At 67.9% G+C, this 24,160-nt stretch carries 22 protein-coding genes; 12 read left to right on the top strand and 10 right to left on the bottom strand.

The features are described from left to right. Nucleotides 1-27: 27 nt before the first annotated feature. The gene (locus TS85_RS17565) at nucleotides 28-1,002 is read right to left on the bottom strand and encodes a quinone oxidoreductase family protein (protein WP_044333930.1); all 975 of its coding nucleotides are present in this window, start codon (nucleotides 1,000-1,002) and stop codon (nucleotides 28-30) included. Between the two features lie 140 nt (nucleotides 1,003-1,142). Here TS85_RS17565 and mtnP point away from each other — a divergent pair, with 140 nt between their 5' ends. From mtnP to TS85_RS17530, 7 genes are all read left to right on the top strand, one after another. Continuing rightward, nucleotides 1,143-2,012, top strand: coding sequence for an S-methyl-5'-thioadenosine phosphorylase (mtnP, locus tag TS85_RS17560; protein WP_044336543.1), 870 nt, complete (start codon nucleotides 1,143-1,145; stop codon nucleotides 2,010-2,012). A 1-nt stretch (nucleotide 2,013) separates the two neighbouring features. Next, entirely contained in the window at nucleotides 2,014-2,469 is a 456-nt protein-coding gene (locus tag TS85_RS17555) for an FKBP-type peptidyl-prolyl cis-trans isomerase (RefSeq protein WP_044336540.1), read from the top strand. Between the two features lie 216 nt (nucleotides 2,470-2,685). Continuing rightward, the gene (locus tag TS85_RS17550) at nucleotides 2,686-5,685 is read left to right on the top strand and encodes a TonB-dependent receptor domain-containing protein (RefSeq protein WP_044333928.1); all 3,000 of its coding nucleotides are present in this window, start codon (nucleotides 2,686-2,688) and stop codon (nucleotides 5,683-5,685) included. Nucleotides 5,686-5,845: 160 nt separating this feature from the next. Then, nucleotides 5,846-7,273, top strand: a complete 1,428-nt coding sequence (locus tag TS85_RS17545) for an arylsulfotransferase family protein (RefSeq protein ID WP_155006471.1) — start codon at nucleotides 5,846-5,848, stop codon at nucleotides 7,271-7,273. Next, nucleotides 7,264-7,491, top strand: a complete 228-nt coding sequence (locus TS85_RS17540) for a hypothetical protein (RefSeq protein WP_044333924.1) — start codon at nucleotides 7,264-7,266, stop codon at nucleotides 7,489-7,491. The genes TS85_RS17545 and TS85_RS17540 overlap by 10 nt, the downstream gene beginning before the upstream one ends. Next, nucleotides 7,491-7,865: a hypothetical protein gene (locus TS85_RS17535; RefSeq protein WP_044333922.1), complete on the top strand. Its 375-nt coding sequence runs from the start codon at nucleotides 7,491-7,493 to the stop codon at nucleotides 7,863-7,865. The genes TS85_RS17540 and TS85_RS17535 overlap by 1 nt, the downstream gene beginning before the upstream one ends. Next, entirely contained in the window at nucleotides 7,819-8,880 is a 1,062-nt protein-coding gene (locus tag TS85_RS17530; RefSeq protein ID WP_077228681.1) for a sulfotransferase, read from the top strand. Before TS85_RS17535 ends, TS85_RS17530 begins: the two co-directional genes overlap by 47 nt. Nucleotides 8,881-8,925: 45 nt before the next feature. Here TS85_RS17530 and TS85_RS17525 read toward each other — a convergent pair whose 3' ends face one another. The 3 genes from TS85_RS17525 to TS85_RS17515 all read right to left on the bottom strand — a co-directional run bounded on the left by TS85_RS17525 (nucleotide 8,926) and on the right by TS85_RS17515 (nucleotide 13,822). Further along, the gene (locus TS85_RS17525; protein WP_077228680.1) at nucleotides 8,926-9,516 is read right to left on the bottom strand and encodes an outer membrane protein; all 591 of its coding nucleotides are present in this window, start codon (nucleotides 9,514-9,516) and stop codon (nucleotides 8,926-8,928) included. A gap of 264 nt (nucleotides 9,517-9,780) precedes the next feature. Further along, nucleotides 9,781-12,450, bottom strand: coding sequence for an aconitate hydratase AcnA (acnA, locus tag TS85_RS17520; protein WP_044333918.1), 2,670 nt, complete (start codon nucleotides 12,448-12,450; stop codon nucleotides 9,781-9,783). A 295-nt stretch (nucleotides 12,451-12,745) separates the two neighbouring features. Continuing rightward, nucleotides 12,746-13,822 carry an IS5 family transposase gene (locus tag TS85_RS17515; RefSeq protein ID WP_044332087.1) on the bottom strand — a complete coding sequence of 359 codons (1,077 nt, stop codon included), beginning with the start codon at nucleotides 13,820-13,822 and terminating at the stop codon, nucleotides 12,746-12,748. Nucleotides 13,823-14,109: 287 nt separating this feature from the next. On the opposite strand from TS85_RS17515, the gene TS85_RS17510 reads away from it, so the two are divergent. Next, complete coding sequence (locus tag TS85_RS17510) at nucleotides 14,110-15,447, top strand: hypothetical protein (RefSeq protein ID WP_044333916.1); 1,338 nt, start codon at nucleotides 14,110-14,112, stop codon at nucleotides 15,445-15,447. A gap of 14 nt (nucleotides 15,448-15,461) precedes the next feature. After that, nucleotides 15,462-15,665 carry a hypothetical protein gene (locus TS85_RS17505; protein WP_044333915.1) on the top strand — a complete coding sequence of 68 codons (204 nt, stop codon included), beginning with the start codon at nucleotides 15,462-15,464 and terminating at the stop codon, nucleotides 15,663-15,665. A 7-nt stretch (nucleotides 15,666-15,672) separates the two neighbouring features. Here TS85_RS17505 and TS85_RS17500 read toward each other — a convergent pair whose 3' ends face one another. Genes TS85_RS17500 through TS85_RS17475 form a run of 6 tightly spaced genes read right to left on the bottom strand, consistent with a single transcriptional unit; the run spans nucleotide 15,673 to nucleotide 21,515 of the window. Continuing rightward, on the bottom strand, nucleotides 15,673-16,518 hold the full coding sequence (locus TS85_RS17500) for an RDD family protein (protein WP_155006470.1): 846 nt from the start codon (nucleotides 16,516-16,518) through the stop codon (nucleotides 15,673-15,675). Beyond that, a complete protein-coding gene (locus tag TS85_RS17495) occupies nucleotides 16,511-17,509 on the bottom strand; it encodes a stage II sporulation protein M (protein WP_044333912.1) in 999 nt (332 codons plus the stop codon). The genes TS85_RS17500 and TS85_RS17495 overlap by 8 nt, the downstream gene beginning before the upstream one ends. Beyond that, a complete protein-coding gene (locus tag TS85_RS17490) occupies nucleotides 17,506-18,795 on the bottom strand; it encodes a DUF58 domain-containing protein (RefSeq protein WP_044333910.1) in 1,290 nt (429 codons plus the stop codon). The genes TS85_RS17495 and TS85_RS17490 overlap by 4 nt, the downstream gene beginning before the upstream one ends. Further along, a complete protein-coding gene (locus TS85_RS17485; RefSeq protein ID WP_044333907.1) occupies nucleotides 18,792-19,748 on the bottom strand; it encodes an AAA family ATPase in 957 nt (318 codons plus the stop codon). Before TS85_RS17485 ends, TS85_RS17490 begins: the two co-directional genes overlap by 4 nt. Beyond that, nucleotides 19,738-20,886, bottom strand: coding sequence for a hypothetical protein (locus TS85_RS17480; RefSeq protein ID WP_044333905.1), 1,149 nt, complete (start codon nucleotides 20,884-20,886; stop codon nucleotides 19,738-19,740). Before TS85_RS17480 ends, TS85_RS17485 begins: the two co-directional genes overlap by 11 nt. Next, nucleotides 20,883-21,515: a hypothetical protein gene (locus TS85_RS17475; protein WP_044336536.1), complete on the bottom strand. Its 633-nt coding sequence runs from the start codon at nucleotides 21,513-21,515 to the stop codon at nucleotides 20,883-20,885. Before TS85_RS17475 ends, TS85_RS17480 begins: the two co-directional genes overlap by 4 nt. Before the next feature lie 105 nt (nucleotides 21,516-21,620). Between TS85_RS17475 and TS85_RS17470 the strand changes: the two genes are divergently transcribed. The 3 genes from TS85_RS17470 (at nucleotide 21,621) to TS85_RS17460 (ending at nucleotide 24,090) form a co-directional block, all read left to right on the top strand. Then, nucleotides 21,621-22,421 carry a hypothetical protein gene (locus TS85_RS17470; protein ID WP_155006469.1) on the top strand — a complete coding sequence of 267 codons (801 nt, stop codon included), beginning with the start codon at nucleotides 21,621-21,623 and terminating at the stop codon, nucleotides 22,419-22,421. 2 nt (nucleotides 22,422-22,423) lie between these two features. Beyond that, nucleotides 22,424-23,470, top strand: coding sequence for a hypothetical protein (locus TS85_RS17465; protein WP_044333902.1), 1,047 nt, complete (start codon nucleotides 22,424-22,426; stop codon nucleotides 23,468-23,470). Between the two features lie 83 nt (nucleotides 23,471-23,553). Continuing rightward, on the top strand, nucleotides 23,554-24,090 hold the full coding sequence (locus TS85_RS17460) for a superoxide dismutase family protein (RefSeq protein WP_044333901.1): 537 nt from the start codon (nucleotides 23,554-23,556) through the stop codon (nucleotides 24,088-24,090). Nucleotides 24,091-24,160 lie beyond the last annotated feature (70 nt).

Raw genomic sequence — 24,160 nt, 5'->3', positions numbered from 1 at the left:
CGGTGGCGTGTGCCGCCCCCGCCGGTCTCATGGCAGCAGGATCGTCGATCCCTCGGTCTGCCCCGCCTCCAGCCGGCGATGCGCCTCGGCGGCATCCTGCAGGGCAAAGCGCTGGCCGATCTCGGGGCGCAGCACGCCGGACGCGACCAATTCGAACACCCGCGCCGATCCCGCGGCGCGCTCCTCGGGCGTCACATAATAGTCGAACAGCTTGGGCCGCGTGACGAACAGCGAGCCATGCTGGTTGAGCGTGCCGAGCGCGACACCCTCCACCGGCCCGCTGGCATTGCCATAGCTGAGAATCAGTCCGCGCCGCGCGGTGGCGGCCAGCGATGCCGGCCAGGTCGCGGCGCCGACGCCGTCGAACACCGCCTGCACGCCCGCGCCGCCGGTGATCTCGCGCGTCCGGGCGGCGATGTCGTCCCGGCGCGAGAGGAGGACATGCGCCGCGCCCGCCGCCTGTGCGCGTGCGGCCTTCTCCTCGGTGCCGACGGTGGCGACGACGGTGGCGCCGAGATGGTGGAGCCATTGCACCAGCAACTGGCCGACGCCCCCCGCCGCGGCATGGACCAGCACGGTCCACCCCGGCTGCACCTTCGCGGCGCGCTCGACCAGGAACTCGGCGGTAAACCCCTTGAGCAGCACCGCGGCGGCGGTCTCGTCGTCGATCGCATCGGGGAGGCGGAACAGGCTGTCGGCGGGCAGGTTGCGTTCGGTTGCATAGGCGCCGATCGCGGGGCCGAACGACGCCACCCGGTCGCCGGGCGCAAAGCCGGTGACGCCGGCGCCGACATCGGTGACCACGCCCGCGCTCTCCATCCCCAGCCCGCTCGGCAGCGGCACGGGATAAAGCCCCGAGCGGTGATAGGTATCGATGAAGTTCAGCCCGATCGCAGCGGTACGGATGCGCACTTCGCCCGGGCCCGGCGCGGGTACGTCCTGCTCGACCCATTCGAGGACCTCGGGACCGCCGGTGCGGGAAAACTGGATGCGGTGCGCCATGGTCGGGCCTTTCGAGAGGGAGGCGCCGATTTCGGGTGCGCCGGGGCCAGATCAAGCGGACGCGGGCAAATAATCCCCCGAACGGCTTTGAGGGCGCGGCGATCTTGCTCTATGCGGCGACGGGAGCGGGGGAGGCACGCATGGCGGGTTGGACGATCGGGATTATCGGCGGTTCGGGCCTCTACGATGTCGACGGCATCGAGGATGGCGAATGGGTCGCGTGCGAAAGCCCCTGGGGGGCGCCCTCCGACGATTGCTTCGTCGGCTGGGTCGGGCCGGTCAGGGTCGTGTTCCTGCCCCGCCATGGTCGCGGCCACCGGATCGGGCCGTCGGAACTGAACGCCCGCGCCAATATCGACGTGCTCAAGCGGCTGGGCGTCACCGACATTCTGGCGGTCTCGTCGGTCGGCAGCCTCGTCGAGGATCGCCCGCCGGGCAGCTTCACCATCGCCGACCAGTTCATCGACCGGACCAAGGGCCGCGCGTCGAGCTTTTTCGGAAGCGGCATGGTCGCGCATGTCTCGATGGCCGATCCGGTGTGCCCGCGGCTGTCGGCGCTGGCGGCGGACGCGGCGCGCGCGGGCGGCGCGCAGACGCATGTCGGCGGCACCTATCTGGCGATGGAGGGGCCGCAATTCTCGACGCGCGCAGAGAGCCATCTCTATCGCAGCTGGGGCTGCCACATCATCGGGATGACCGCGATGCCCGAGGCCAAGCTCGCGCGCGAGGCCGAGCTGCCCTATGCGCTGGTCGGGATGGTCACCGATTATGACTGCTGGCGCGAGGGCGAGGAGGCGGTGGATGTGGCGCAGGTGATCGCGCAACTTTCGGCCAACGCGGCGAAGGCGCGCGCGATGGTGATGCACCTGCTGCGCGCGCTGCCTGCCGAGCGCCCCGCCTCGCCGATCGACGCCTGCCTCGATACGGCGCTGATCACCGCGCCGCACGCGCGCGATCCGAACCTTCTTGCCAAGCTCGATGCGGTCGCCGGCCGCGCCCTGGGGAAATGACATGTTGATCCTTGCCGCCCTTGCCCTGTTCGCGCAGGAAGCCCCCGCCGTCGATCCTTCGCAGGACACCGCGTGGATGAACCGCCAGATGCTGGCGCTGGCCAGCCTGAAGGGCGGCGAGGGGTGGCACTCCGCCGAGGGCGGGCTGCGCTGGCGGCGCGTAAAGGGCGACGGCGCGGGCACACACCCGAGCGCGACCGACCAGGTGACGATCCACTATGCCGGCAGCTTCATCGACGGCACCGAATTCGACAGCTCCTATGGCCGCGGCCCCGCCACCTTCCCGCTCGACCGGCTGATCCGCGCCTGGCAGATCGCGGTCCCGCTGATGGGCGTCGGCGACACGATCGAAATCGCCGTCCCCTCGGACCTAGGCTACGGCCCGCGCGGCAAGGGGCCGATCCCCGGCGGCGCGACGCTGTTGTTCAAGATCGAGCTGCTCGGCATCGGCGGCTGAAGCGGGCGCGGGCGACTGCGTTAGATCTTGGCGGAAACCAGACACAGGGCACACGCTTAGTTAGCGTGTTGCTCAGTTATCACGCCGCGACTTTAAATGTTTCCGGTTCTTTACAGAATGTTTCCAACTCGGGCAGGGCTGTAACGGGCCATCCGGGGGGAGGCCCGCTTACCCAAGCGCGCCGCCTACCCAGCGGCCTCCGGAGGCAACAGCCCCATGCAGTCCTCGACACGCTCTCATTTCGCGCGGCTCAGCCGCAGCGCCGCGCCGTTCGCACTTGCACTCGGATCGATCGCACCCGCAATGGCGCAGACCGCGCCGCAGGTGCCGGTCGCGCAGGACGCCCCAGCCGCCGACGACGGCGCGCAGGACCAGATCGTCGTCACCGGCTCGCGGTTCCGCCGCGCCGACACCGAGACGCCGTCGCCGGTCACCGTGCTGACCGCCGATACGCTCGACAAGGCCGGCATCACCACGATCGCCGACGCCATCCGCTCGATCTCCGCCGACAGTGCCGGATCGATCGGCACGGGCTTCCAGACCGGTTTCTCCGCCGGCGGTTCGGCCGTGTCGCTGCGCGGGCTGGGTGTTTCGTCGACGCTGGTGCTCATTGACGGGCTGCGCTCGACCAATTTCCCGATCAACGACGACGGCCATAACGCCTATGTCGACCTGAACAGCATCCCGTTCAGCCTGGTCGACCGCGTCGAAGTCCTCAAGGACGGCGCTTCGTCCAGCTACGGCGCCGATGCGATCGGCGGCGTGGTCAACATCATCCTCAAGAAGCAGTTTACCGGTCTCGAAGGTTCGATCGAGGGTGGTGCCGCCGAAAAGGGCGATGCCGGGCACCTCCGCGCGGAGCTGACCGCAGGCTATGGCGACTACGAGGCGCAAGGCTTCAACATCTATATTAACGGCGAGTATCAGCGCGACGGTCGCGTGCTCAGCCACGACCGCGGCTTTCCGTATAACACCCGCGACCTGCTCGCGATCGGCGGCAACGACGGCAACGCCGACGACAGCTCGCTGACCCAGAATGTGCCGACCGCCTATGTCGGACGCGTGCGCCAGAACGATCTCAACAACCCGCTCAGCGGCGCGACGGGATCGCCCCAGACCAGCCAATATACTGCGCTCGGCCTCGCCAATTGCAGCCGCGGCACGTTCACCGTCGCCGCCGGCACCGGCTGCAAATACGACCTGACCGACATGTATCGCCAGCTCCAGCCGCTGCAGGAGCGCTATTCGGTCAATGGCCGTGTCAGCTATCGGGTCGCCGACAATATCGAGGGCTATGTCACCGGCAGCTATAGCCGGTCCTATGTCAGCATCCACGGCATCCCCTCGGCGATCCGTCAGACCCAGCCGTTCGGCGCCAGCCCCCTGACCGCGTCGAGCAACCCCGGCATCGTGCTGCCGGTCTATATCTGTCCGACCGGAAACAATTGCGCGAACGCGGCGACTCCGGGCCGCACGCTGAACCCCAACAATCCCTATGCTTCGGCCTTTGCAAACGACCCGTCCAATGGGGCCGCGCGCATCTATTACCTGTTCGGCGACATTCCGGCCGGGAGCGAGCGCAACAACGAAGTCTATCGCGCGGCCGCGGGCTTGCATGGCAGCTTCGAAGGCGGCTGGGACTGGAGCATTGACGGCGTCTATGCCCGCGACAATCTGAGCATCACCCAGCACGGCCTGATCAACATCGCCGCGCTGCGGACTGCGATCAACACGGGCTCGTACAATTTCGTGAACCCGTCGCTCAACACGGCGGCGGTGCGCAACGCGCTCTCGCCTGACAAAACGACGCCGTCCTATTCGCAAATGTACAGCCTCGACGCCTCGATCACCAAGGCGCTGGCCGAACTGCCCGGCGGCACGCTCCAGTTCGCCGTGGGCGGGCAGGTCCGTCGCGAGAAGCTGGAGAACAACAACCAGAACGCCGCGCTCGACACCTATGGCCTGACGACCGCTTCGGCATTCGGCGAGCACACGGTTTCTGCCGGCTATTTCGAGCTCGACGCACCGATCCTGAACGTCCTCGATGTCAACGCGTCGGGCCGCTACGATCATTATTCGGAAGGGTTCAGCCACTTCTCGCCCAAGGTCGGCGTGAAGTTCACGCCGATCAAGCAGATCGCCCTGCGCGGCACCTATTCGCAGGGCTTCCGCGCGCCGACCTTCGCGGAATCGGGTCCGCGCAGCCAATATGCGGGCTTCGTGACGACGACGCCGCCTTGCGCGTTCCAAATCGCCCATGGCGGCGTGGCAAGCGGCACCGGCTGCACCACCGGGGGCAACGCATATAATCTTCCCTATTCGCTGGGTCGCGGCGTCGCAGGCAATCCCGATCTCGAACCGGAAACCTCGCGCAGCTTCACGGCCGGCACGATCCTGCAGCCGGTCTCCTGGCTCAGCTTCACGGCGGACTATTATAATGTGAAGAAATCGAAGCTGATCATCGCCGGGCCCGATATCGGCAAGGCCGTCAGCGCGTATTTCGGCGCGGCGAACCTCGCGGCTGCACAGGCGGCGGTGGCTGCGGTTGGCCCCGGCTATTCGGTCAATACCGTCGACGGCGCCGATCCGCTGTTCCCCAATGCACTGCCCCGCGTGCTGATCATCAACGTGCCCTATGTAAACGCCAATTACGCGATTACGTCGGGCATCGACCTGGCGGCGACGGCGAACATCCAGATTTCGCCGGGGATCAAGTTCACCAGCCGTATCGAGGCGACTCACACTTTCCAATATGATCTGCACACCACGACTGGCGTGCAGAAATATGCCGGGACGCTGGGACCCTATGACCTGTCGTCGGGCAACGGCACGCCGAACTGGCGCGGCAATTGGCAGAACACGCTCGACTTCGGCAATTTCTCGCTCAGCCTGACCAGCTATTATGTCGGCCGGATCAAGGAAGTGTCGACCGACCAGCAGACCGCACCCTTCACCACGGATTGCTCGGCAAGCCTGTATCGTTCGACCGACCTCAACAAATTCTGTTACGTCAATTCGTTCATCAGCAACGACCTGAACGCGACGGTCCGGGTGAACGACGGCTTCACCTTCTACGTCAACGTGAAGAACGTGCTCGATGCGCGCGCACCGATCGCTCCGGCGGCCTATTCCAGCGCGCCGAACTTCCTGACGACCTGGCATTATGCGGGTCTGATCGGGCGCCAGTTCCGGGCGGGCGCCAACTTCCGCTTCTGATCGCAACTACCTCGCGAGCCTTTGGGGGCGGCTTCCTTTTGGGAAGTCGCCCCCATTTTTGTGCGCCCGGGGTAAACACGCCAGACATATCCGGAAATTTTGAGGAAATGCCCTGATTCCAATCCCATCCTCGGGCGGGGGGACAATACGGGTGTTCGTAATGTTCCGGCAGGTGGACCTGGTTTCGAGCGACAAGGGCGGCGGCGATACCGCCGCTCCGGTCGTGTCGCGCGACGGCCGGGTGCCTCCCGAGACCTCGCCGCTCGAGCGGCTGCTGTACCGCCCGGTCCCGCTCTGGCTGTTGCTGCTGGTGATCGTGCTCGGCGCGGGCGGGCTGATCGCGTTCGGGGCCGTGGTCGATGGCTGGCAGAAGTCGGGCGCGCTCGGTCGCGCCGCGATCCAGACGGCGCGCCTGCCCGATACGATCAAGCGCAGCTTCGAAGGCAGCGCCCCCTATTTCCGCGGCCAGTATCCGCGCCTGCCCGCCGGATTCTGGCGCAACCCCGCACAAGGGCTGGTCGATCCCGGCTATGCATTGGTCTCGCCCTATGACCCCGAACGCGGGCGCTCGGTGGTCCGGCTGATCCGGCTCAGCGACGGCGCGACGCTGCGCGATATCGTGCCCGATGTCGACGCCGCGAACGCGCGCTCGCGCTTCACTTCGGCGCTGACCGATGTCCGGCGTGACAAGGATGCGCCACGCAACCGGCTGATGCATCCGCTGCTGCTGTCCGATGGCAGCATCGTGGTCCATGATTCGTCGCCGCTCGCCCGCTATGATCCGTGCGGACGGCTGATGTGGAGCCTCGACGGGATCTTCACCCATTCCACCGAGCGGGGCCCGGACGGGACGCTCTGGGTGCCCTATCGCCATCCGCGCCCGACCGAGCCGGGGGTGCGCCCGACCTTCTGGGACGATGCCGTCGCCAATGTCTCGCCGGACGGGACGCTGCTGTCGAGCGTGACGGTCGCCGCGATCCTCGAACGCAACGGGCTCGGCCATTTGTGGCGGGGGCGGCCGTATAGCGACGATCCGTTCCACCTCAACGATATCCAGCCGGTGATGGCCGACGGCCCCCATTGGCGGCGGGGGGACGTGTTCCTCAGCCTGCGCAACCTGTCGATGGTGGCGCTGTATCGCCCCGCGACCGGGCGCATATTGTGGTGGCGGGTGCTGCCCTGGCGCTTCCAGCACGACGTCACGATCCTCGACGATCATCGCATCTCGGTGTTCGATAACAATGTCCTGATGGGCTATCCGCGCGAGGCCGTGAACGGCACCAATCGGCTGCTGGTGCAGGATTTCGCAAAGGGCGTCACGACCTCGCCCTATGCCGAGGCGTTTCGCCGCAACGCGATCGCGACGCGCGCGCAGGGGCGGGGCACGCCGCTCCCCGATGGCGACGCGATCGTCGAGGAGACCGAGCAGGGCCGCCTGCTCCGCGTCGCGCCGGATGGCACGGTGCGCTGGCGCTATATTTCCGCCGACGCCCAGCAGCGCCGCTTCGCGCTCGCCTGGGCGCGCTACCTCGATTCCTCCACCGATGGCACTGCCATCCAGAAAGCGATGACCACTCCATGCGTCTGACCCTACCCCATCTCTGCGCGCTCGCGGCGGCGTTGCTGCTCGCCACCGCGCCCTCGGCCGCTTCGGCCTATACCGGCCCCGGGCTCGGGTTCGGCGCGATCGGCGTCGCCTTCGGGCTGATCGGATCGCTGCTGCTCGCGATCGCCTCGCTGGTCTGGTACCCGGTCAAGCGCGTGCTCCGCCGGGTGCGCGGCGCGGCCAAGCGGCGCGAGCGCTGATGGCGCTGCTGGTTGCGCTGCTGGCGGTGGTCGCGGTGCTCGAACTGGCGCGCGCGCTGCCGCTGTTGGCGGCGTTCGGCGCGATGGCGGAATGCAGCCAGCGCGCGATGCGGCTGATCGCGCTGCGCGGCGTGTCCGAATGGGGCAAGGAGCGCGCGATGCAATTGCTGGCGCGGCGGCTGTTCGCGCGCTCGCTGCGCGCCGGGGCCTTGTTGGTGGTGGTCGCGTCGCCCTTTGTCGCGCTGCTCTGGGCGGGCTCGGACCCCGAATCGCAGCTCCATCTCGATTGGACCACGCGGCTATGGGTGTTCCCGCTCGCGCTGGGCTATGCGTTGTTCCGCACGCAGCTGGGGCGCCGTGTACAGCCGCGCTGACCGCCTGCTCCACCATCTCGCGCTGGACTATCGTCCCGTGCTGGAGGCGTCGTTCGATTTCGAGCGGGCGCGGCACGGGCGCGCGGCGCGGGTGCAGCCGATCGATCGCCCGGTGTTCGTCAGCGGACTCGCGCGGGCGGGGACGTCGATCCTCACGCGGATGCTGCACGGCGCCGGCGGCTTCGTCGCGCCCTCGTATCGCGACATGCCGTTCCCACTCGCCCCGAACGGCTGGCGCGCGCTGACGATGCGGATGCGGCGGCATGTCGACGCGCAGGAGCGCGGGCATGGCGACGGGCTGACGCATGATCTCGACAGCCCCGAGGCGATCGAGGAAGTCTTCTGGCGCTGCACCGAGGGCGCGCGCTACCGGACGCCGCAGGGCCTCGCGCCCATGGACATCGGCGACGAGACGGTCGCGGCGTTTCGCGACTATGTCGCGCTGGTGCTGATGGCCGGCGGCGGCGGGCGCTATCTGTCGAAGAACAACAATAATGTCCTGCGGCTCGAGGCGCTGGTCGCGGCGTTTCCCGATGCCGTGCTGCTCCATCCGTTTCGCGATCCGGTGCAGCAGGCGCTGTCGCTGCGCCACCAGCATCTCCGCGCCTGTGCGCTGGCGGCAGAGGACCCGTTCCGCGCGCGGTTCATGACGTGGCTGGGCCATCACGAGTTCGGCGCGGATCGGCGTCCGTTCGTGCTGCCGGGTGCCCCCGCGGCCGACGCGGCGGGCGAGCAGCTCGATTACTGGCTGGGCAGCTGGATCGCCGTGTATCGCTGGCTGCTCGACGCGCCCGGCGCGGTGCGGCCCCGGCAGATTTTCGTCGATTACGACCGGCTCTGTCGGGCCGATCCGCGGCTGGTCGCGCGGATCGCCGATGCGGCGGGAATAGCGGGGTCGGTCGCGGTTGCGGCGCTCCAGCCGCCCGCCGCGCATCCCGAAGCGGAGGCCGACGCCGGGCTGATCGCGGAGGCGCGCGCGGTGCATGCCCGGCTGGTCGGGTGCGTCCCGCGATGAGTTTGGGCAAGGGCGGGAAGCACGGCTGCGCTCCCCGCCCAAAGCTCAGAAGCGGATGCCGACGCCGGTCAGCACCTTGTTGCTCGAATAGCCATCGGCATAGTTGGTGTAGCGATATTCGCTCTTCCAATAGGCCGTCGGGGTCATCTTCACTTCCAGGCCCGCGCCGACCAGGACGCCGTCCAGATCGCGCTTCTGGCTGTCGGTGACGCTGGCCACGGTCTGGTCCTCGCGGACCTGGAGGTTGGCATAGCCGACCTTGCCGTACAGCAGCGTGTTGGCGGTCAGCGGCGTGCCGATCCGCCCGGCCAGCGTCAGCTCGCGGCGCTGGCGCAGTTCGCCGCCGTCGGTGGCGTCGCCGGTTATCGCGTGGAGATCGGACAGGTTCACGCCGCCTTCGACGCCGACCAGCAGCTTCGGCGTGACCGCAGCGTCATAGCCGATCGCGAATCCATAGCCGAGATCGCTTTGCTTGGCGCGTCCGTCGCTGCCGACATTGGCGAGGTCGAAGCGCAACTGGTCGAGCCCGATCGTGGCCTCTGCACGCGGGCCCTGGAACTCGCTGGCATCCTGCGCGAGCGCCGGGGTGCCCGCAGCCGTGGCGGCGAGGGTGAGGAGGATACGCATAGTCTTCATGATTTAACTCCTGACAAACGCGCGCCGCAGTGGCGGGGGAGCCATTCGGCGCGCTTCAGGAGCTAGGGCGCGAAACGCGCGCGGGCGTTTCGTCGGGTTGCAGCAATGGGGCCATTGCGTGACTTTTAGCGGCAGAGATCGGGCCGGAGGCGACAATGTGGCGTGCCTGCCCCGGTTGGTTCATCGCGCGTACAGCCTTGCGAACGCGGCACAAAAAAGGGAGGGGCGAGCCCCTCCCTTTTCGGTTTTCGGTGCGACGTGCCCTCAGGCAGCGAGGTTGCGCAGCACGTATTGGAGGATGCCGCCGTGCAGGAAATATTCCAGCTCGTTGACGGTATCGATGCGGCAACGGGTCAGGAACGTCTCGACCGTGCCGTCCTCGCGAGTCAGCGTGACTTCGACGTCCTGGCGGGGGCGCAGCCCGGCGACGCCGGTGATCGTGAACACGTCGCTGCCCTTCAGCTTCAGCGACTCGCGCGTCACGCCCTCGGCGAACTGCAGCGGCAGGATGCCCATGCCTACCAGGTTCGAGCGATGGATACGCTCGAAGCTCTCGGTGATGACCGCGCGCACGCCGAGCAGGTTGGTGCCCTTCGCCGCCCAGTCGCGCGACGATCCGGTGCCATATTCCTTGCCCGCGACGATCACCAGCGGGGTGCCGTCGGCCTTGTGGCGCATCGCGGCGTCATAGATCGGCATGACCTGGCCGCCATAGCGGGTCATCCCGCCTTCGATGCCGGGGACCATCTCGTTCTTGATGCGGATGTTGGCGAAGGTGCCACGGACCATGACTTCGTCGTTGCCACGGCGCGCGCCATAGCTGTTGAAATCCTTCTTCGCGACCTGATGCCCCTGGAGGAAGGTGCCGGCGGGGCTGTCCGCCTTGATGCTGCCCGCGGGCGAGATGTGGTCGGTGGTGATCGAGTCGCCCAGGATCGCCAGCGGCTTGGCCTCGACGATGTCCTGCACAGGGGCGGGGGTCATCGACATGCCCTCGAAATAGGGCGGGTTGTGGATATAGGTGCTGCTGACGGGCCAGTTATAGGTGTCCGAACCCTCGACGGTGATGTTCTGCCAGTGCTTGTCGCCCTGATAGACATTGCCATAGCGCGAACGGAACATCTGGTCGTCGATGTTCGCGGCCATCAGTCCGGCGACTTCGGCGTTGGTCGGCCAGATATCCTTCAGATAGACCGGGCCATCGGTGCCTTCGCCGATCGGCGTCTCGTACATGTCCTGGGTCACCGTGCCCTTGAGCGCATAGGCGACCACGAGCGGCGGCGAGGCGAGGAAGTTGGCGCGCACGTCGGGCGAGACGCGGCCTTCGAAGTTGCGGTTGCCCGACAGCACCGATGCGGCGACGATGTCGTTGCCGTTGATCGCCGCCGAGATCGGCTCGGCCAGCGGGCCCGAATTGCCGATGCAGGTCGTGCAGCCATAGCCGACCAGGTTGAAGCCGATCGCGTCGAGATCCTCGGACAGCCCGGCCTTGTTCAGATAATCGGTGACGACCTGCGAACCCGGCGCCAGCGAGGTCTTGACCCAGGGCTTGCGCGTCAGGCCCAGCGCCCGCGCCTTGCGCGCGACAAGGCCGGCGGCGATCAGCACCGACGGGTTCGACGTGTTGGTGCAGCTCGTGATCGCGGCGATGACAACGTCGCCGTCGCCAATGTCATGCTCGGCGCCCTCGACCGCGACGCGCACGGCCTGGTCCTTGTGATAGACCTTGCTCAGATCGCCGTTGAACACTTCGTCGACGGTGTCGAGGCTGACGCGGTCCTGCGGGCGCTTCGGCCCCGCGAGCGACGGGCGCACGCTCGACATGTCGAGTTCGAGCGTGTCGGTGAACACCGGATCGGGCAGCGACGCATCGTACCACATGCCCTGTGCCTTGGCATATGCCTCGACCAGCGCGATCGTCTCGTCGGGGCGCCCGGTCAGGCGCATATAGTCCATCGTCTTTTCGTCGATGGGGAAGAAGCCGCAGGTGGCGCCATATTCGGGCGCCATGTTGGCGATCGTCGCGCGATCGGCCAGCGTCATCATCGGCAGGCCGGGGCCATAGAATTCAACGAAGCGGCCCACCACGCCCTTGGCGCGGAGCATCTGCGTCACGGTCAGCACGAGGTCGGTGGCGGTGATGCCCTCGGCCAGCGCGCCGGTCAGCTTGAAGCCGACGACTTCGGGGATCAGCATCGACACCGGCTGGCCGAGCATCGCGGCCTCCGCCTCGATGCCGCCGACGCCCCAGCCGAGCACGCCCAGGCCATTGACCATCGTCGTATGGCTGTCGGTGCCGACCAGCGTATCGGGATAGGCGATCGTCGTGCCGTCGGGGGCGTTGGACGACCATACCGACTGGGCGATATATTCGAGGTTCACCTGGTGGCAGATGCCGGTGCCGGGGGGGACGACCGAGAAATTGTCGAGCGCCTTCGATCCCCATTTCAGGAACTCATAGCGCTCGGCATTGCGCTCATATTCCAGCTCGACGTTCTCGTCGAACGCCTGGGGCGTGCCGAATTCGTCGACCATCACCGAGTGATCGATGACGAGGTGGACGGGCACCTGCGGATTGATCTTGGCCGGGTCGCCGCCCAGCTTGGTGATCGCATCGCGCATCGCGGCCAGATCGACCACGCAGGGCACGCCGGTGAAATCCTGCATCAGCACACGCGCGGGGCGATACTGGATCTCGCGGTTCGAACGCGCGTCCTTCTGCCAGTCGACAATCGCCTGCGCATCCTCGCGCGTGACGGTGGTGCCGTCCTCGAAGCGGAGCATGTTCTCCAGCAGCACCTTCATGCTGAAGGGCAGGCGCGAAATATCGCCAAGCTTCTTCGCTGCCTTGGGCAGCGAGTAGAAGGCATAGCTGTTGGTGCCGACGCTGAGCGTGTCGCGAGTGCCGAGGCTGTCCTTGCCGATAGCGGTCATGGGGCGCGGGTTCCTTCCCTGTCTTGTCCGATCCGGGGCGCTCGGGGGACGCGGCATGGGGCCGCGCGGGCGCAACGGAGTGCTGCGAATGCGAAGATTCGAGGGAGCCGATAGCAGGGGGGGGAGGGCAGGGGAAGGGGCGCGAGGATGCGCGCAGGCTGCTGGCTAAATGGGCGCCTCCATTTACCCGTTGATGCGATCGTATTGAGGATTCGAGGTGGCGCTTTGGGTAGCCCTGGGGTTTGGCGCTGGGTTTGCCGGGATTTTCAGCGGCTTCCGTAGAGCGCGGACGCAATTATCCCATGGCGGCGCGTCGCTCGTGGAAGATCAGGCGGTGGATGTTGAAGGCCAGGTTGGCGAGCGTGATCTTGGCCTTGGCCCGTTCGATGCCGATGGTGCGGATGAACAGGCCCATGACGGCCTTCTGATGCGCGAACACATGCTCGACGCGGGCCCGGATCTTCGACTTGGTGGCGTTGCCGCGGCGGACATGGGCGGGCATCGGCCTGCCCTTGGGCTTTCTGCGGTGGATGCGGCTGACGCGGCCCTGGGCCTTCAGCCAACGCTCATTGCTCTGGCTGCGATAGGCGGTATCGGCCCAGACATCCGATGCGGTGTTGTCGCTGGTCACCACGTCGCGCAGCATGCGCCCGTCGTAGCGCGCGCCATCGGTGACCTGGCCCTTACGAATGAAGCCGAAGGTCCGGCATATCGAGATGCTGCTTTTATACCCGAAGCTTGGGATTGCGATATCCGGCTGCGGCTTGCCATCGGCGGTCGGTCGCGCCTTGGCGAATTTAAGCGTCCAGCGGGCATCGACATCCTTCTGGCGCGCCCTGGCGGGTTCGTCCGGCCAGATCTCGGCAGCGCTCCGGCCCGCCTTCACCGCGGCCTTCTCGGCCTCGGTGTTGCGTTGTTTGGGCGCGGCGACCAGCGTTGCATCGACAATCTGACCCCCCATCGGCAGATAGCCCCGCGCCTTCAACTGGCGGTCGAAATCGGCAAACAGCGTATCGAGCGCGCCGACCGCAGTCAGCCGCTCGCGGAACATGCGGATCGTGTTCGCATCCGGCGTCGCTGCGCCAAGATCGAAGCCCAGGAAGCGCAGCCAGCTCAGCCGATCCCGGATCAGCCATTCCATTCGCCCGTCGGCCACGTTGTTCTGCGCCGCCAGCACCAGCACCTTCAGCATCACCACCGGATCGTAGGGCGGACGACCACCCTTGGTACCGTCGGAATAGCCCAGTGCAGCTACCAGCGTCGGCCGAAACGCTTCAAAGTCCACGATCCGCGCCAGCACCTCCAGCGGATCGCCGTCCGCTGAAAGGCGCTTCATGTGGTCCGATAATCCGAAAAGCCCAGCCTGCCGCATCGTCCGCTCCCGCTGACCGCCGACAGTGAATCATCACTGCGCCAATTTGGCGAGAGGTAAATGGAGGTGCCCAATGATCCCTCGGGACAATTGTGCCGTCAACCAGTGCGTCAAATGACGAAGTAGTTGCAAAAGGCGTGCGCAGTAATATGGTGAAAGGGATCGATATATCGACTCGTTTGCGTGACAATCCCTCCGGTCGCAACGAATTGGGCGCGGTGCATGCCGCCTCTATGCGGAGGTTTTAGATGCGTGTCGTAGCATTCGTGTTATTATCCACCGGATTATTGCTAAGCGCTTGCGGCGCCAATCATAATTCGATTTATCGCTACAAGCCTATCGCCGATGGCGCCAATTCGATCCTCAGCCTGGACGCCAAGCAACGCGTGGTGATCCGCCAGGGCGACAAATTCTGCAGCGAGCCGCCGCCCGACGTGTTTTCCGTGTATGCGCAGTCGCTTGCCGCCGGTGGCAAGGTGTCGAAATCCGCCGACCCCACCGCGCTCGATGTCTCGGCGAACTTTTCCTATGCTGGATCGGAGCAGGGCGCGACGATCGCCCGGACACAGGCATATAATTTGCTGGCCCTCCAGGTCTATTATAACTGCCTCTCGGGGCTGAACGACGGCGGCGGCGCGCTGGACGGCCCGATCGACCGGGCCCGGCTCCAGCGGCTGATCGTGTCTACGATGGCGATCGAACAACTGACCGGGGCGTTGCGCCCGCCAACGGTGGTGATCGCGGCGAACGGCACTGCGGGCGCCGGGGCCGCGGGGGAAGCGGCGACTCGACTCGACGATGCGCACAAGGCCAGCGTTGCCGCGGCGGGTGTGCTGGCCGGGGCGAAGAAGACCAAGGCCGACCTGGAGGGCAAGGACCCGAAATGCTCGGCGCTGACGGCGCAGGTCTCGGCGGGCACGACGCTGGCTGGCGACGACGCCAAGAAGAAGCAGGCCTGCGACGACGCCGACAAGGCGATCGGCGACGCCACGACCGCCAGCGCCGCAGCGACGGCGCATTACAATGCGATGGTCAAAGCGACCGACGGCGGCGCGGGCACCGTGGCGGGGGCCAGCGCGGTGGCTGCGCAGATCGTCCAGGCATCCGCGCGCGACGAAGCGACGGTGCGCGAAGTGGCGGGTCGGGTGGAGGCGATCGTCAACAAGAACATCCGCGACCAGGACGAAATCCAGTTCTTCTGCATCCGTCTGCTCAGCAACGAGAGCACTCAGGCGGCCGCGGAACAGGCCAGCGGGTCGGGTATCATCGACAGGTGCGGCGAGTATCTGCTCAGGGCAGTGGAATCGGAAACGAACAAGTTGTTCGGGGTCCGCGGCGGCGCGGAGAAAGCGGTGCTCGATTCGCAGGCGAACGAGGCGGAAGACGCGCTCCGCACCGCGACCGACGAGCGCTTCTCGCGCTATTGGGCGCGCGTAGTCGACTCGCAGACCCTGGCGCCCAGCCCCGCAAAGGTCGCGGCGCTGATCGATCCGGTCGCGCAGCGCGGCATGCCTCGGGCGATCGCAGACAGGCTGAAAGCGCTGCGTCAGGCCGCCGACTTCGCCGCGGCGCGCCGCGCCTTCGGGCTGCTGCCGCCGTCGATGCAGGCCATGCTCGTGCAATAAGGGAGGGAAGCGGAATGAGCGATCTGGCGATACTGCTCGCGAAGACCAAGGGCGGGCTGAAGGCCGTGGCGGAAGCCGCCGGCGACCTGGAGATCATCGAGGGGACGGTGCAGCCCTTTGACGGGATCACCACCTTCTCCGATCCGGCCTCGACTCCGCTGGGAGGAATCCATGGCGGAACGCCGGGGTGGATCGCGCTGGCGCGCTTCCCCGCCTGACGCGGCGCTAACCTTGTGCGTGCTTGTCGCGCCGACGCTGCCCGAACAGCATGTTGCGCTCCAGCCGGGTGCACAGCGCGGCGTAATAGGCCTGGAGGAACGGCAGTTCGTCGCCCTGCGCGCCGGTCCAGCCGATGCGGGTGCGGATCGTGCGCGCGACGACGATCATCGCCAGCTCGTCGCCGCGGCGCAGGACTTCCTCGAGCTTCTGCAGCTCGAATTCGCCATAGGCGCCAAGCTGCGCATCGGTGAAGCTGTAGAGCGGTGCCGCCTGCCGCTCGACCACCGCGGCGCGCAGCGTGCGCCGCGGCTGGCGCGCGACCCAGGTGCCGGCGATCAGGTCGCCGACGCGCATATGGTCGCGGTTGAAGAACGGGAACAGGACGAAAACCCCGCTCCACAACAGCCCCGCGCCGGCGGTTGCGAAGTCGGCCAGCCCCTGGCTGCTCTCATAGGCGAAGAAGGACAGCGGCAGGAAAAACTCCAGCTCGCGCATGGCATTGCGCGCGACCACGGCATGCCCCGACAGCCGCCCGCCATTGCGCGCGACGACGCGCATCTTGAGCACGCGCTTGCCGATCGTGGCGCCGCGCGTGCCCAGCTCGAAGGCAGTGAAGTAGAAATTGCGGAGTAGGAAGAAGCCGAGCAGCCAGATCGCGGCCATCGCCTGCCCCCCCGCCGGGCCGGTGCCCACGAGCACGAACAGCGCGGCGATGGTGAATGCGATCAGTACCAGCATCAGGATGATGAGGTCGAGCAGGAATGCCGCAGCGCGCTCGCCCACGCCCGCCAGCTCGAGCCGCAGGTCGACCCCCTCGGGCGTGACGAATTGCCGGGTGCGCGGCTCAGCCATCGGCGGCATCCGTGCGCAGCGGGAGGACGTAGAAATAGAGCAGCCAGCCGAGCAACGCCGCCCCGCCGATCGCCGCGCGCACGCCGTCGGCGCGGATCATCTGGCGGCCCACGCCCTCCAGCACCCCCGCCACGCTCAGCATCACGACGACGCCCAGCATCGCGATTGCCGCGGTCCGCCCCGCCGACACCGCCGCATCGACGCGCGCCGCGCGGCCCGGAAACGCCACCGCCATCCCGATATGCAGCCCCGCCGCGCCCGCCAGCGCAATCGCGAACAGCTCGGTCGTGCCATGGATCGACAGCCAGGCGGCGGCGGCCAGCCCCAGCCCTTTCGGCACATAGATCGCCAGGAACGCGCCGAGGATGCAGCCATTGTAGAACAGCAGCAGCACCGTCGGCACCCCGAACGCAAAGCCCAGCGCGAAGCACATCAGCGCCATCTGGCTGTTATGGGTGAAGAGGAAGGCCGCAAACACCGCGAGCGCATCGCCCGGATCATAGAGCGTCGCGCGCAGCTCCGCCGCCGAAGCATGCGGCCCGCGCCCGCCCGCCAGGTCGGAGGGCAGGATCGCGTAGAACCACGAAGGATCGCGCGACACCATCCAATAGGCGGCGAGCGTGCCGATCAGCAGCATCGCCACCGCCACCCCGGTCTCGCGCCCCAGGCTGCGGATCGCCTGTGGCCAGGCCACGGCAAAGAACTGCGCGATGCGGCGCCATAGCGGCGGCTGGACGCCGTAGAGGATGAAATAGGCGCGCGCGGCGAGCGATTCGAGATAGCCGACCAGATCGGCGTCGAGCGACGTCTCGCGCGCGACCGACAGCGACGACAGCGCGCCGCGATACAGCACCGGGAGCTCGAACAGATCCTCGTTCGACAGCGACGATGCGCGCCCGCGCTCGATCCGCGCGATCAGCGTCTCCAGCCGCTCCCAATCCGCTTGGCGCAGGTCGCGGAAGCGGGCGCCGGTCGGATCGGGGACGCTCACAACAGGTTCCTCCGCTTGAAATCGAGATATTGGCGGACCAGCGCGGGGCCGACCGCGTCGTGCGCGGCCTCCAGCACATGGATGCCCAGCCGCCGCAGCCGCGACACGACGATCCGCCGCTCGCGCAGCATCGCCGCCGCCGTGACGGCGCGCGAGACATCGTCGATCGTGCGCGGCTCGGCGGCGGCGATCGATTCGAGCTCGACATCGTTCAGGACCACGAACAGCACCAGATGACGCCCCATCAGGCTGGCGGCGGCGCGGATCATCAGCTCGGCGCCCGCCTGGTCGGTGAACTCGGTGAACACCACCACCAGCGACCGGCGGGTGAGGTCGCCCGCCAGCGTCGCGAGCGCGAGGGTGAAATTGGTCTCGGCGGTGCTATAGTCGAGCTCGCCCGCCAGCCGCTGCATCAGCGGGAAGGCGCGGGTGCCCGAAACCGCGCCCGACGCGATGCGCGGCTTCGAATCGAACCCGAACAACGCCACCCGGTCGCCAAGCCGCAGCGCCGAATAGGCCGCGAGCAGCGCCGCGCTGATCGCGCGATCGATGCGCGGCAGCCCGGCGACCGGCTCGCACATCACGCGCCCGGCATCGATCGCGAAGACGATCTGGTTGTTGCGCTCGATCCGGTTCTCGCGCGCGAACAGCTTGTGGTGGCGCGCGCTCGCCTTCCAGTCGATCGTGCGGCGCTCCATCCCCGATCGCCATTCGGCCAGCGCCTCGAACTCGCTGCCCTCGCCGCGCTCGACGCGCGCCATCTCGCCCGCCTGTGCGTCGCGCAGCAGCATCGCGGCGGCTTCGCGCACCGGGCGGATATCGGGGGTGACGACGATGCGGCGGTCGAGCGTTTCGACGCGCTGGCGCCAGACGAGCCGCAAGGGGCCGGTCCAGCGGCTCCATACCGACGCGATGCCGTCGGTGCCGCGGCGGACGGGATCGAACGCGATCCGCGCCTGGCGCTCGCCGGGGGCGAAGCGGATCGTGTCGGCGCCGCGCGGGCGCAGCCTTGGCCCGGTGGCGAGCGCAAGCTCCAGTCCCGGCGGGGCAGCGGACAGGGTGATGTCGACGAGCAGTGGCGCCCCGATCTCGACCGCGCCGGGGCAGGCAATGTCGATCTGCGGCGGCGCGGCGGCAAGCAGCGCGTCGAGCGCCACCAGCGCAAGGATCAGCGGAATCCACACCAGCCCGATCGCCCAGATCTGCGGCAGCGCGACGCCGACCAGCAACGCCAGCGGTGCGCCGGCGGCCATCAGCATCACGCTCTGCCGCGTCGGGCGTATCAACGCGGCGCCTCCACCTGCTCGACCAAGGCCGCGATCACGGCGTCGACCGATCGCCCGTCAATCTCGGCGGCGGGGGACAGGATCACGCGGTGGCGCAGCGCGGCGGGGGCGAGCCGCTTCACATCGTCGGGCAGCACGAAATCGCGCCCGTCCAATGCGGCGCGCGCGCGGGCGGCGGCGGCGAGCGTCGCGGCGGCGCGGGGCGAGGCGCCGATCTGGAGATCGCCGGTGCTGCGCGTCGCGCGGACGAGGCGGACGACGTAATCGACGACTTCCTCGGCCAGCCGGTTCGCCGCGACCGCATCGGCGGCGGCGCGGATCGTGGCGGCGTCGGCGACCTGCGCCACGCCCCATTCCTCGGGCCGGGGCATGCCGAAGCGATTGCCCATCGCGGTGACGATCCGGTGTTCTTCCTCGGCGCTGGGATAGCCGACTTCGTACTTGAACAGGAACCGGTCGAGCTGCGCCTCGGGCAACGGATAGACGCCCTGATTCTCGATCGGGTTCTGCGTCGCGACGACCATGAAGCGGTCGCTCAGCCGGTGGTCGACGCCGTCGATCGTGACGGTACGCTCCTGCATCGCCTCGAGCAGCGCCGCCTGGGTCTTGGGCGGTGTGCGGTTGATTTCGTCGGCGAGCAGCAATTCGGTGAAGATCGGCCCGCGCGTGAGCGTGAAGGACGAGGTCTGGAAGTTGAACAGGTTCGATCCGAGGATGTCGCCGGGCAGCAGGTCGGGGGTGAACTGGATGCGGCCATAGTCGAGCCCCGCCGCGCGCGCGAAACACTGCGCGAGGAAGGTCTTGGCGGTGCCCGGCGGCCCTTCGAGCAATATATGTCCCGAGGCGAACAGCGCGACGAGCATCAGCTCGACGGCTTCGTCGAGCCCGACCACCGCCTTGCCCACTTCGGCGCGGATCGTGTCGCCCAGGGCCTTTACCTGCTCAATGTCCACGGGTGACGGTCCTTTTCCAATGATAGAGGGCGCGCGCGGCGGAAAGCAGCGCGGCGGTGTCGCGGGCATCGGCGGCGCGCGCCGCGAGCTGCGAATAGGGTTCGCCGCCATGCGGCAGGCGATCGAGATAGGCGTCGAGCGCCGGGCCGCTCAGGCCCGCAGGCGCGCCGGTATCGGCGGCGACCGAATCGCGTACCAGATGGGCATAGCGCTCGCCGGTGCAGTGCCGCCGCCGCGCCAGCCGCAGCAGCGCCGCGCCGTTATCCGCCAGCGCGCGCTTGCCGAACGCCAGCGCGCGCTCGGGCACCGCGACGGGGCCGAAACGCAGCATCGCGTGCCACCCCGCGAGCAATGCGGCGAGCAGGATGCACAGCGTCAGCGGCAGGAAGGGCGGCTCGACCGCGAGCTTGAGCAGATTCGGGTTGCGCCCGAACCCGTGGAGCGTGAGGTCGAACGCGATCGGGCTGTCCTCCGCTGCGGCCTGGCCGAGGATGTCGAGCGCGCGCTCTGCCCCTGCCAGCGTGGCGAGGCCGCGATTGTCGAACAGGTCGGGGTCGGCGACGAAGATCGCCAGGCTGTCGTCGAGATAGGCGGCCAGCACATCGCCCTCCGGCGAGTCATAGGCGCTGTCGAGATCCGGCCCCGACAGCGTGCGGAAGCCCGATCGTCCCTCGCCGATCGTCACCTTCGCGGACAGGGACACGGGCATCGCGGCCAGCACCGGCGGCAGCGTCCCCGTCGACTGGACCCAGGCGGGCTTGTTCGGCAGCGGGGCGACGCGCCATTTGGGCAGGATCACGATCGTCGTCAGGTCGCTGCGCAAGTCGAGGATGCGCTTCACCGCCGCCGGATCGGTGTCCGGGCCGGGGGTGAGCACCAACACCCCCTCGCTCGCCACCTCGGCCTCGCTGCGCGCGAAGCGGACCTCGCCGCGCGTCCGCCGGACCAGCTCGGCGACCCCGGCAAAGCCCACCGCCGAGGTCGACAGCGCGTGCGTGCCGGTGCCGCGCGTCGGGCGCAGATCGTCGGCATAGGCGGAGAGCAGCGCATAAGAGAGGAAGCCGGTGACCGCGAGCACGACCACGACCAGCATCGTCCGCGCGGCAAAGGGCGCGGGGTTCGCCGACGCCGCGCTCATTTCCACGACCCCGGCAGCGCGAAGGCGCCATAGGCCGCGCGCGCTTCTTCCCAATCGCTGCGCGCCAGGCTGTGCCCGCCGAACAGGCTGCGCTCGACCGGCGCGGCCATTGCGACGAACGCCTCGCGGACGCGCTGCGGCAGGGCTGCGATCCCGGCGATCTCGCGGCTGGTGAGTGCGGGGCGGAGCAGGCGCGGGCGGTTGCGGGCAATGTCCTCGAGGCTGCGGTGGAGGAGGAGCCGCGCGGCTTCGTCGAACCGTCCCGCCGCCGCCATCGCATCGGCCTCGGCGAGCAGCGCGCGGGCCACGCGCTCTTCGGGGCGCCACGCTTCGGCCTCGGCTTCCGGCGAAGCGACTCGGTCGCGCTGGCTGCGGTTGCGGATCAGGTTGGCGACGATCAGCCACAGGATCGTCGCGGCGCCCAGGATCAGCACGCCCCAGAATATCCAGCCCGCAAACGGCGCCAGCGGCTCCAGTGCCCTGGCCAGCCAGCGCAGCCAGGGCGGGATTTCGGGCGGGGCGGCGGGAGGCAGGTCGAACTGGATGTCGGTGCGGGCGCGCAGTTGCGCATGCGCTGCGGCGACCGTTTCGGTCGTGGGCCGTGCCCCCTGTGCCTGAACTGCCCCCACGATCGCGACGCTATCCGATCGAAACCGGCGTGAAAAGCGCAATGCACTGGACTTGAAGGCGGTTTCGAATGCACGTTGCAATCCGCACGCGCGCAGGGGGGCGGCGTGGGCAAACGGGAAGAGGGGCAGGGCATGGCGTATACCGAGGACGGCCGATACGAGATTTCCACGGTGCTTTCGCGCACCTTTGATACGATCGGCGCCAATTTCCTGCTCTTTGCCGGGCTCTCGCTGGTGCTGTCGGGGCTGCCCGCTTTCGCGATCGACTGGTGGCAGGCGAGCCAGATCGCAGTCGATACCACCGATTCGATGGCCGTGCTCCGCCCCGCGGTGTTCGTGCCGATCGTGATCGTGTGGCTCGTCAGCATCGTCAGTTCGACGGTGCTCCAGGCGGCGCTGACTCGCGCGACCGTCCAGCATCTGTCGGGCGAGACGCCCAATTTTGCCCGCTGCCTGAAGGTCGGGCTGGCGCTGTTCCTGCCGATGATCGCGATCAGCTTCCTGCTCGCGATCGGCGTGGGGGTGGGCTTCCTCCTGCTGGTCGTGCCCGGGATCATCCTGTGGCTGATGTGGTCGGTGACGGTGCCGGTCTATGTCCAGGAACAGGTCGGCATTTTCGAAGCCTTTGGCCGCAGCCGGGAACTCACCAGCGGATCGCGCTGGCGGATTTTCCTGACGATGCTGGTCCTCGTCTTCGCGTTGTGGCTCCTCGCGATTCCCGTGGGGATGCTGACCGCCGCCGCGCGCAGTGCGGGCAGCGCGACAATGCTGCTATCGGTGCTGGGCGCCATCGTCAGCGCGCTGTCCAGCATGGTGATGGTGTCGATCCAGGCGTGCATCTATGTCGAGCTGCGCGACGTGAAGGAAGGCGTGGCGCCGGGCGATCTCGAAGCGATCTTCGCCTGATCATGCGGTCGGGCGTTTACGCGATCGGCGCGGCGGCAGCCGCGCTGCTGCTGGCCGTGGCGCCGCCGGCGGTGGCGCAGGCACCCGTGCCGCCGCCGTGCCGCACCGTCGGCGACGCGCCGTTCCTGCGCATCGCCCCGGAAAGCGCGGCGCGGCTGGCGGAGATCGGCGTCGGCCGGGCCGAGGTCTTCGCGCTGATGCACGAAACTTCGATTCCCGAGACGATGGGCTGCTGGGCGATGCCGGTCGGCAATTTCGACAGCCAGCTCGTCTCGGTCGGCATGTCGCAGTGGAATTACGGTACCGGCAGCCTCCAGCCGGTGCTCAAGGCGTGGCGCGACAGCTTCCGCTCGCGCGGGCGCTTCAAGCGCGCGGTGAAGGCGCTGGCCCCGACCTATGGCAAGCTGCTCTTCTCGCGCGATTGCCTTGCGGTGCCGGTGCGCGACCGGTGCCGCGCGGGCATCCTCGCGGCGCATGGGGCTGACGGGAAACTCAATCCGGTGATCCTCGCCGAGCTGACGGCGATCTTCGAGAGCGATGCGATGCTCCAGGTCCAGACCGACGCCTATGTCGCGCTGCTGGAGGCGGTGCGGCTCGACCTGCTCCGTGTGTTCCCGGGCCAGCCGATCACGATGCGCAAGGTGCGCTGGGCCGTCGATACCAAGGTGCAGCAGGGCTTTTTCCCGATCGACGAGGACTTGGCCCGGCTGCGCGCCAAGCTCGCGGCGATGCCGCCGGGCGAGCGCTGGACGCGGTTGCGGGCGATCTTCGACTGGTATGGCGCGCTCGCCCGCACGATCGACCAGGACGGCATCCAGCGCGACGCGGCGTGGAATGTCGAACAATGGGGCTGCATGATCGATTTCGGCATGATCGATCCCGAGCAATATGAAATGCTGCACCTGACGTTCCTGCGCAGCCGCACCGCGATCGGGAATAGCGGGCGATGGCAGGCGCTGACGTTCGAGCGCCGGGCGAAGATCATCCTCGGCATCGGCAGCGTCAGCGGCGTTCGCGGCGGCAATTGTCCGGCGCCGCGGGCGGACTGACGCAGGCGCCGCAAACGCCGCTTGGAACTCCGCGCGTCCAAGGCCATTACACGCGCATAATGGAATCAGGCGGAGTTGGGTCGATGGTAGACAAGCGGATGTGGGTGGCGGTCGCCGCCGTTGCGGTGCTGGCGGGTGGCTGCGCCTCGCCGGAGAAGAATGCGCGCTACATGGCGGGCCATTATCGCGCGCAGGCCGATCTGCGCACCCCCGCCGGCGTCGATGTCGGCAAGGCGGTGGCCGAAGAAGTCGACGGCGCGATCCGCGTCATCGTCGAGACCCACGGGCTGCCCAAGGGTGCGCATGGCACGCATGTCCACACCGTCGGCAAGTGCGAGGCGCCCGATTTCGCCAGCGCCGGCGGCCATTGGAACCCGACCGCGCACCAGCATGGCAAGGAGAACCCGATGGGCCCGCATGCCGGCGACATGCCCAATCTACAGGTCGGCGACAATGGGTCCGACCGCACGATCTTCACGCTGCCCGGCGGCACCTATGAAGGGCTGCTCGACCAGGATGGCGCGGCTTTGGTCGTCCATGCCGGGCCCGACGATTACAAGACCGATCCCTCGGGCAATAGCGGCGGGCGCATCGCCTGCGGCGTGTTCCAGGCGATGTAAAAGACCGTTTGGAAATGCGCTGCCGCGCATTTCGCGGCACCGGCCCGCTCCCCCGCCCGGCCACCCCTAG

The organism is Sphingomonas hengshuiensis, assembly GCF_000935025.1.
Taxonomy (GTDB): Bacteria; Pseudomonadota; Alphaproteobacteria; order Sphingomonadales; family Sphingomonadaceae; genus Sphingomonas; species Sphingomonas hengshuiensis.
This window is presented reverse-complemented; position numbering and strand designations above follow the sequence as displayed.

Coding starts and splice junctions, on each gene's coding strand:
- TS85_RS17565 (WP_044333930.1), bottom strand. CDS start 1,002: ATGGCGCACCGCATCCAGTTTTCCCGCACCGGCGGTCCCGAGGTCCTC.
- mtnP (WP_044336543.1), top strand. CDS start 1,143: ATGGCGGGTTGGACGATCGGGATTATCGGCGGTTCGGGCCTCTACGAT.
- TS85_RS17555 (WP_044336540.1), top strand. CDS start 2,014: ATGTTGATCCTTGCCGCCCTTGCCCTGTTCGCGCAGGAAGCCCCCGCC.
- TS85_RS17550 (WP_044333928.1), top strand. CDS start 2,686: ATGCAGTCCTCGACACGCTCTCATTTCGCGCGGCTCAGCCGCAGCGCC.
- TS85_RS17545 (WP_155006471.1), top strand. CDS start 5,846: ATGTTCCGGCAGGTGGACCTGGTTTCGAGCGACAAGGGCGGCGGCGAT.
- TS85_RS17540 (WP_044333924.1), top strand. CDS start 7,264: ATGCGTCTGACCCTACCCCATCTCTGCGCGCTCGCGGCGGCGTTGCTG.
- TS85_RS17535 (WP_044333922.1), top strand. CDS start 7,491: ATGGCGCTGCTGGTTGCGCTGCTGGCGGTGGTCGCGGTGCTCGAACTG.
- TS85_RS17530 (WP_077228681.1), top strand. CDS start 7,819: ATGCGTTGTTCCGCACGCAGCTGGGGCGCCGTGTACAGCCGCGCTGAC.
- TS85_RS17525 (WP_077228680.1), bottom strand. CDS start 9,516: ATGAAGACTATGCGTATCCTCCTCACCCTCGCCGCCACGGCTGCGGGC.
- acnA (WP_044333918.1), bottom strand. CDS start 12,450: ATGACCGCTATCGGCAAGGACAGCCTCGGCACTCGCGACACGCTCAGC.
- TS85_RS17515 (WP_044332087.1), bottom strand. CDS start 13,822: ATGCGGCAGGCTGGGCTTTTCGGATTATCGGACCACATGAAGCGCCTT.
- TS85_RS17505 (WP_044333915.1), top strand. CDS start 15,462: ATGAGCGATCTGGCGATACTGCTCGCGAAGACCAAGGGCGGGCTGAAG.
- TS85_RS17500 (WP_155006470.1), bottom strand. CDS start 16,518: ATGGCTGAGCCGCGCACCCGGCAATTCGTCACGCCCGAGGGGGTCGAC.
- TS85_RS17480 (WP_044333905.1), bottom strand. CDS start 20,886: ATGAGCGCGGCGTCGGCGAACCCCGCGCCCTTTGCCGCGCGGACGATG.
- TS85_RS17465 (WP_044333902.1), top strand. CDS start 22,424: ATGCGGTCGGGCGTTTACGCGATCGGCGCGGCGGCAGCCGCGCTGCTG.
- TS85_RS17460 (WP_044333901.1), top strand. CDS start 23,554: ATGGTAGACAAGCGGATGTGGGTGGCGGTCGCCGCCGTTGCGGTGCTG.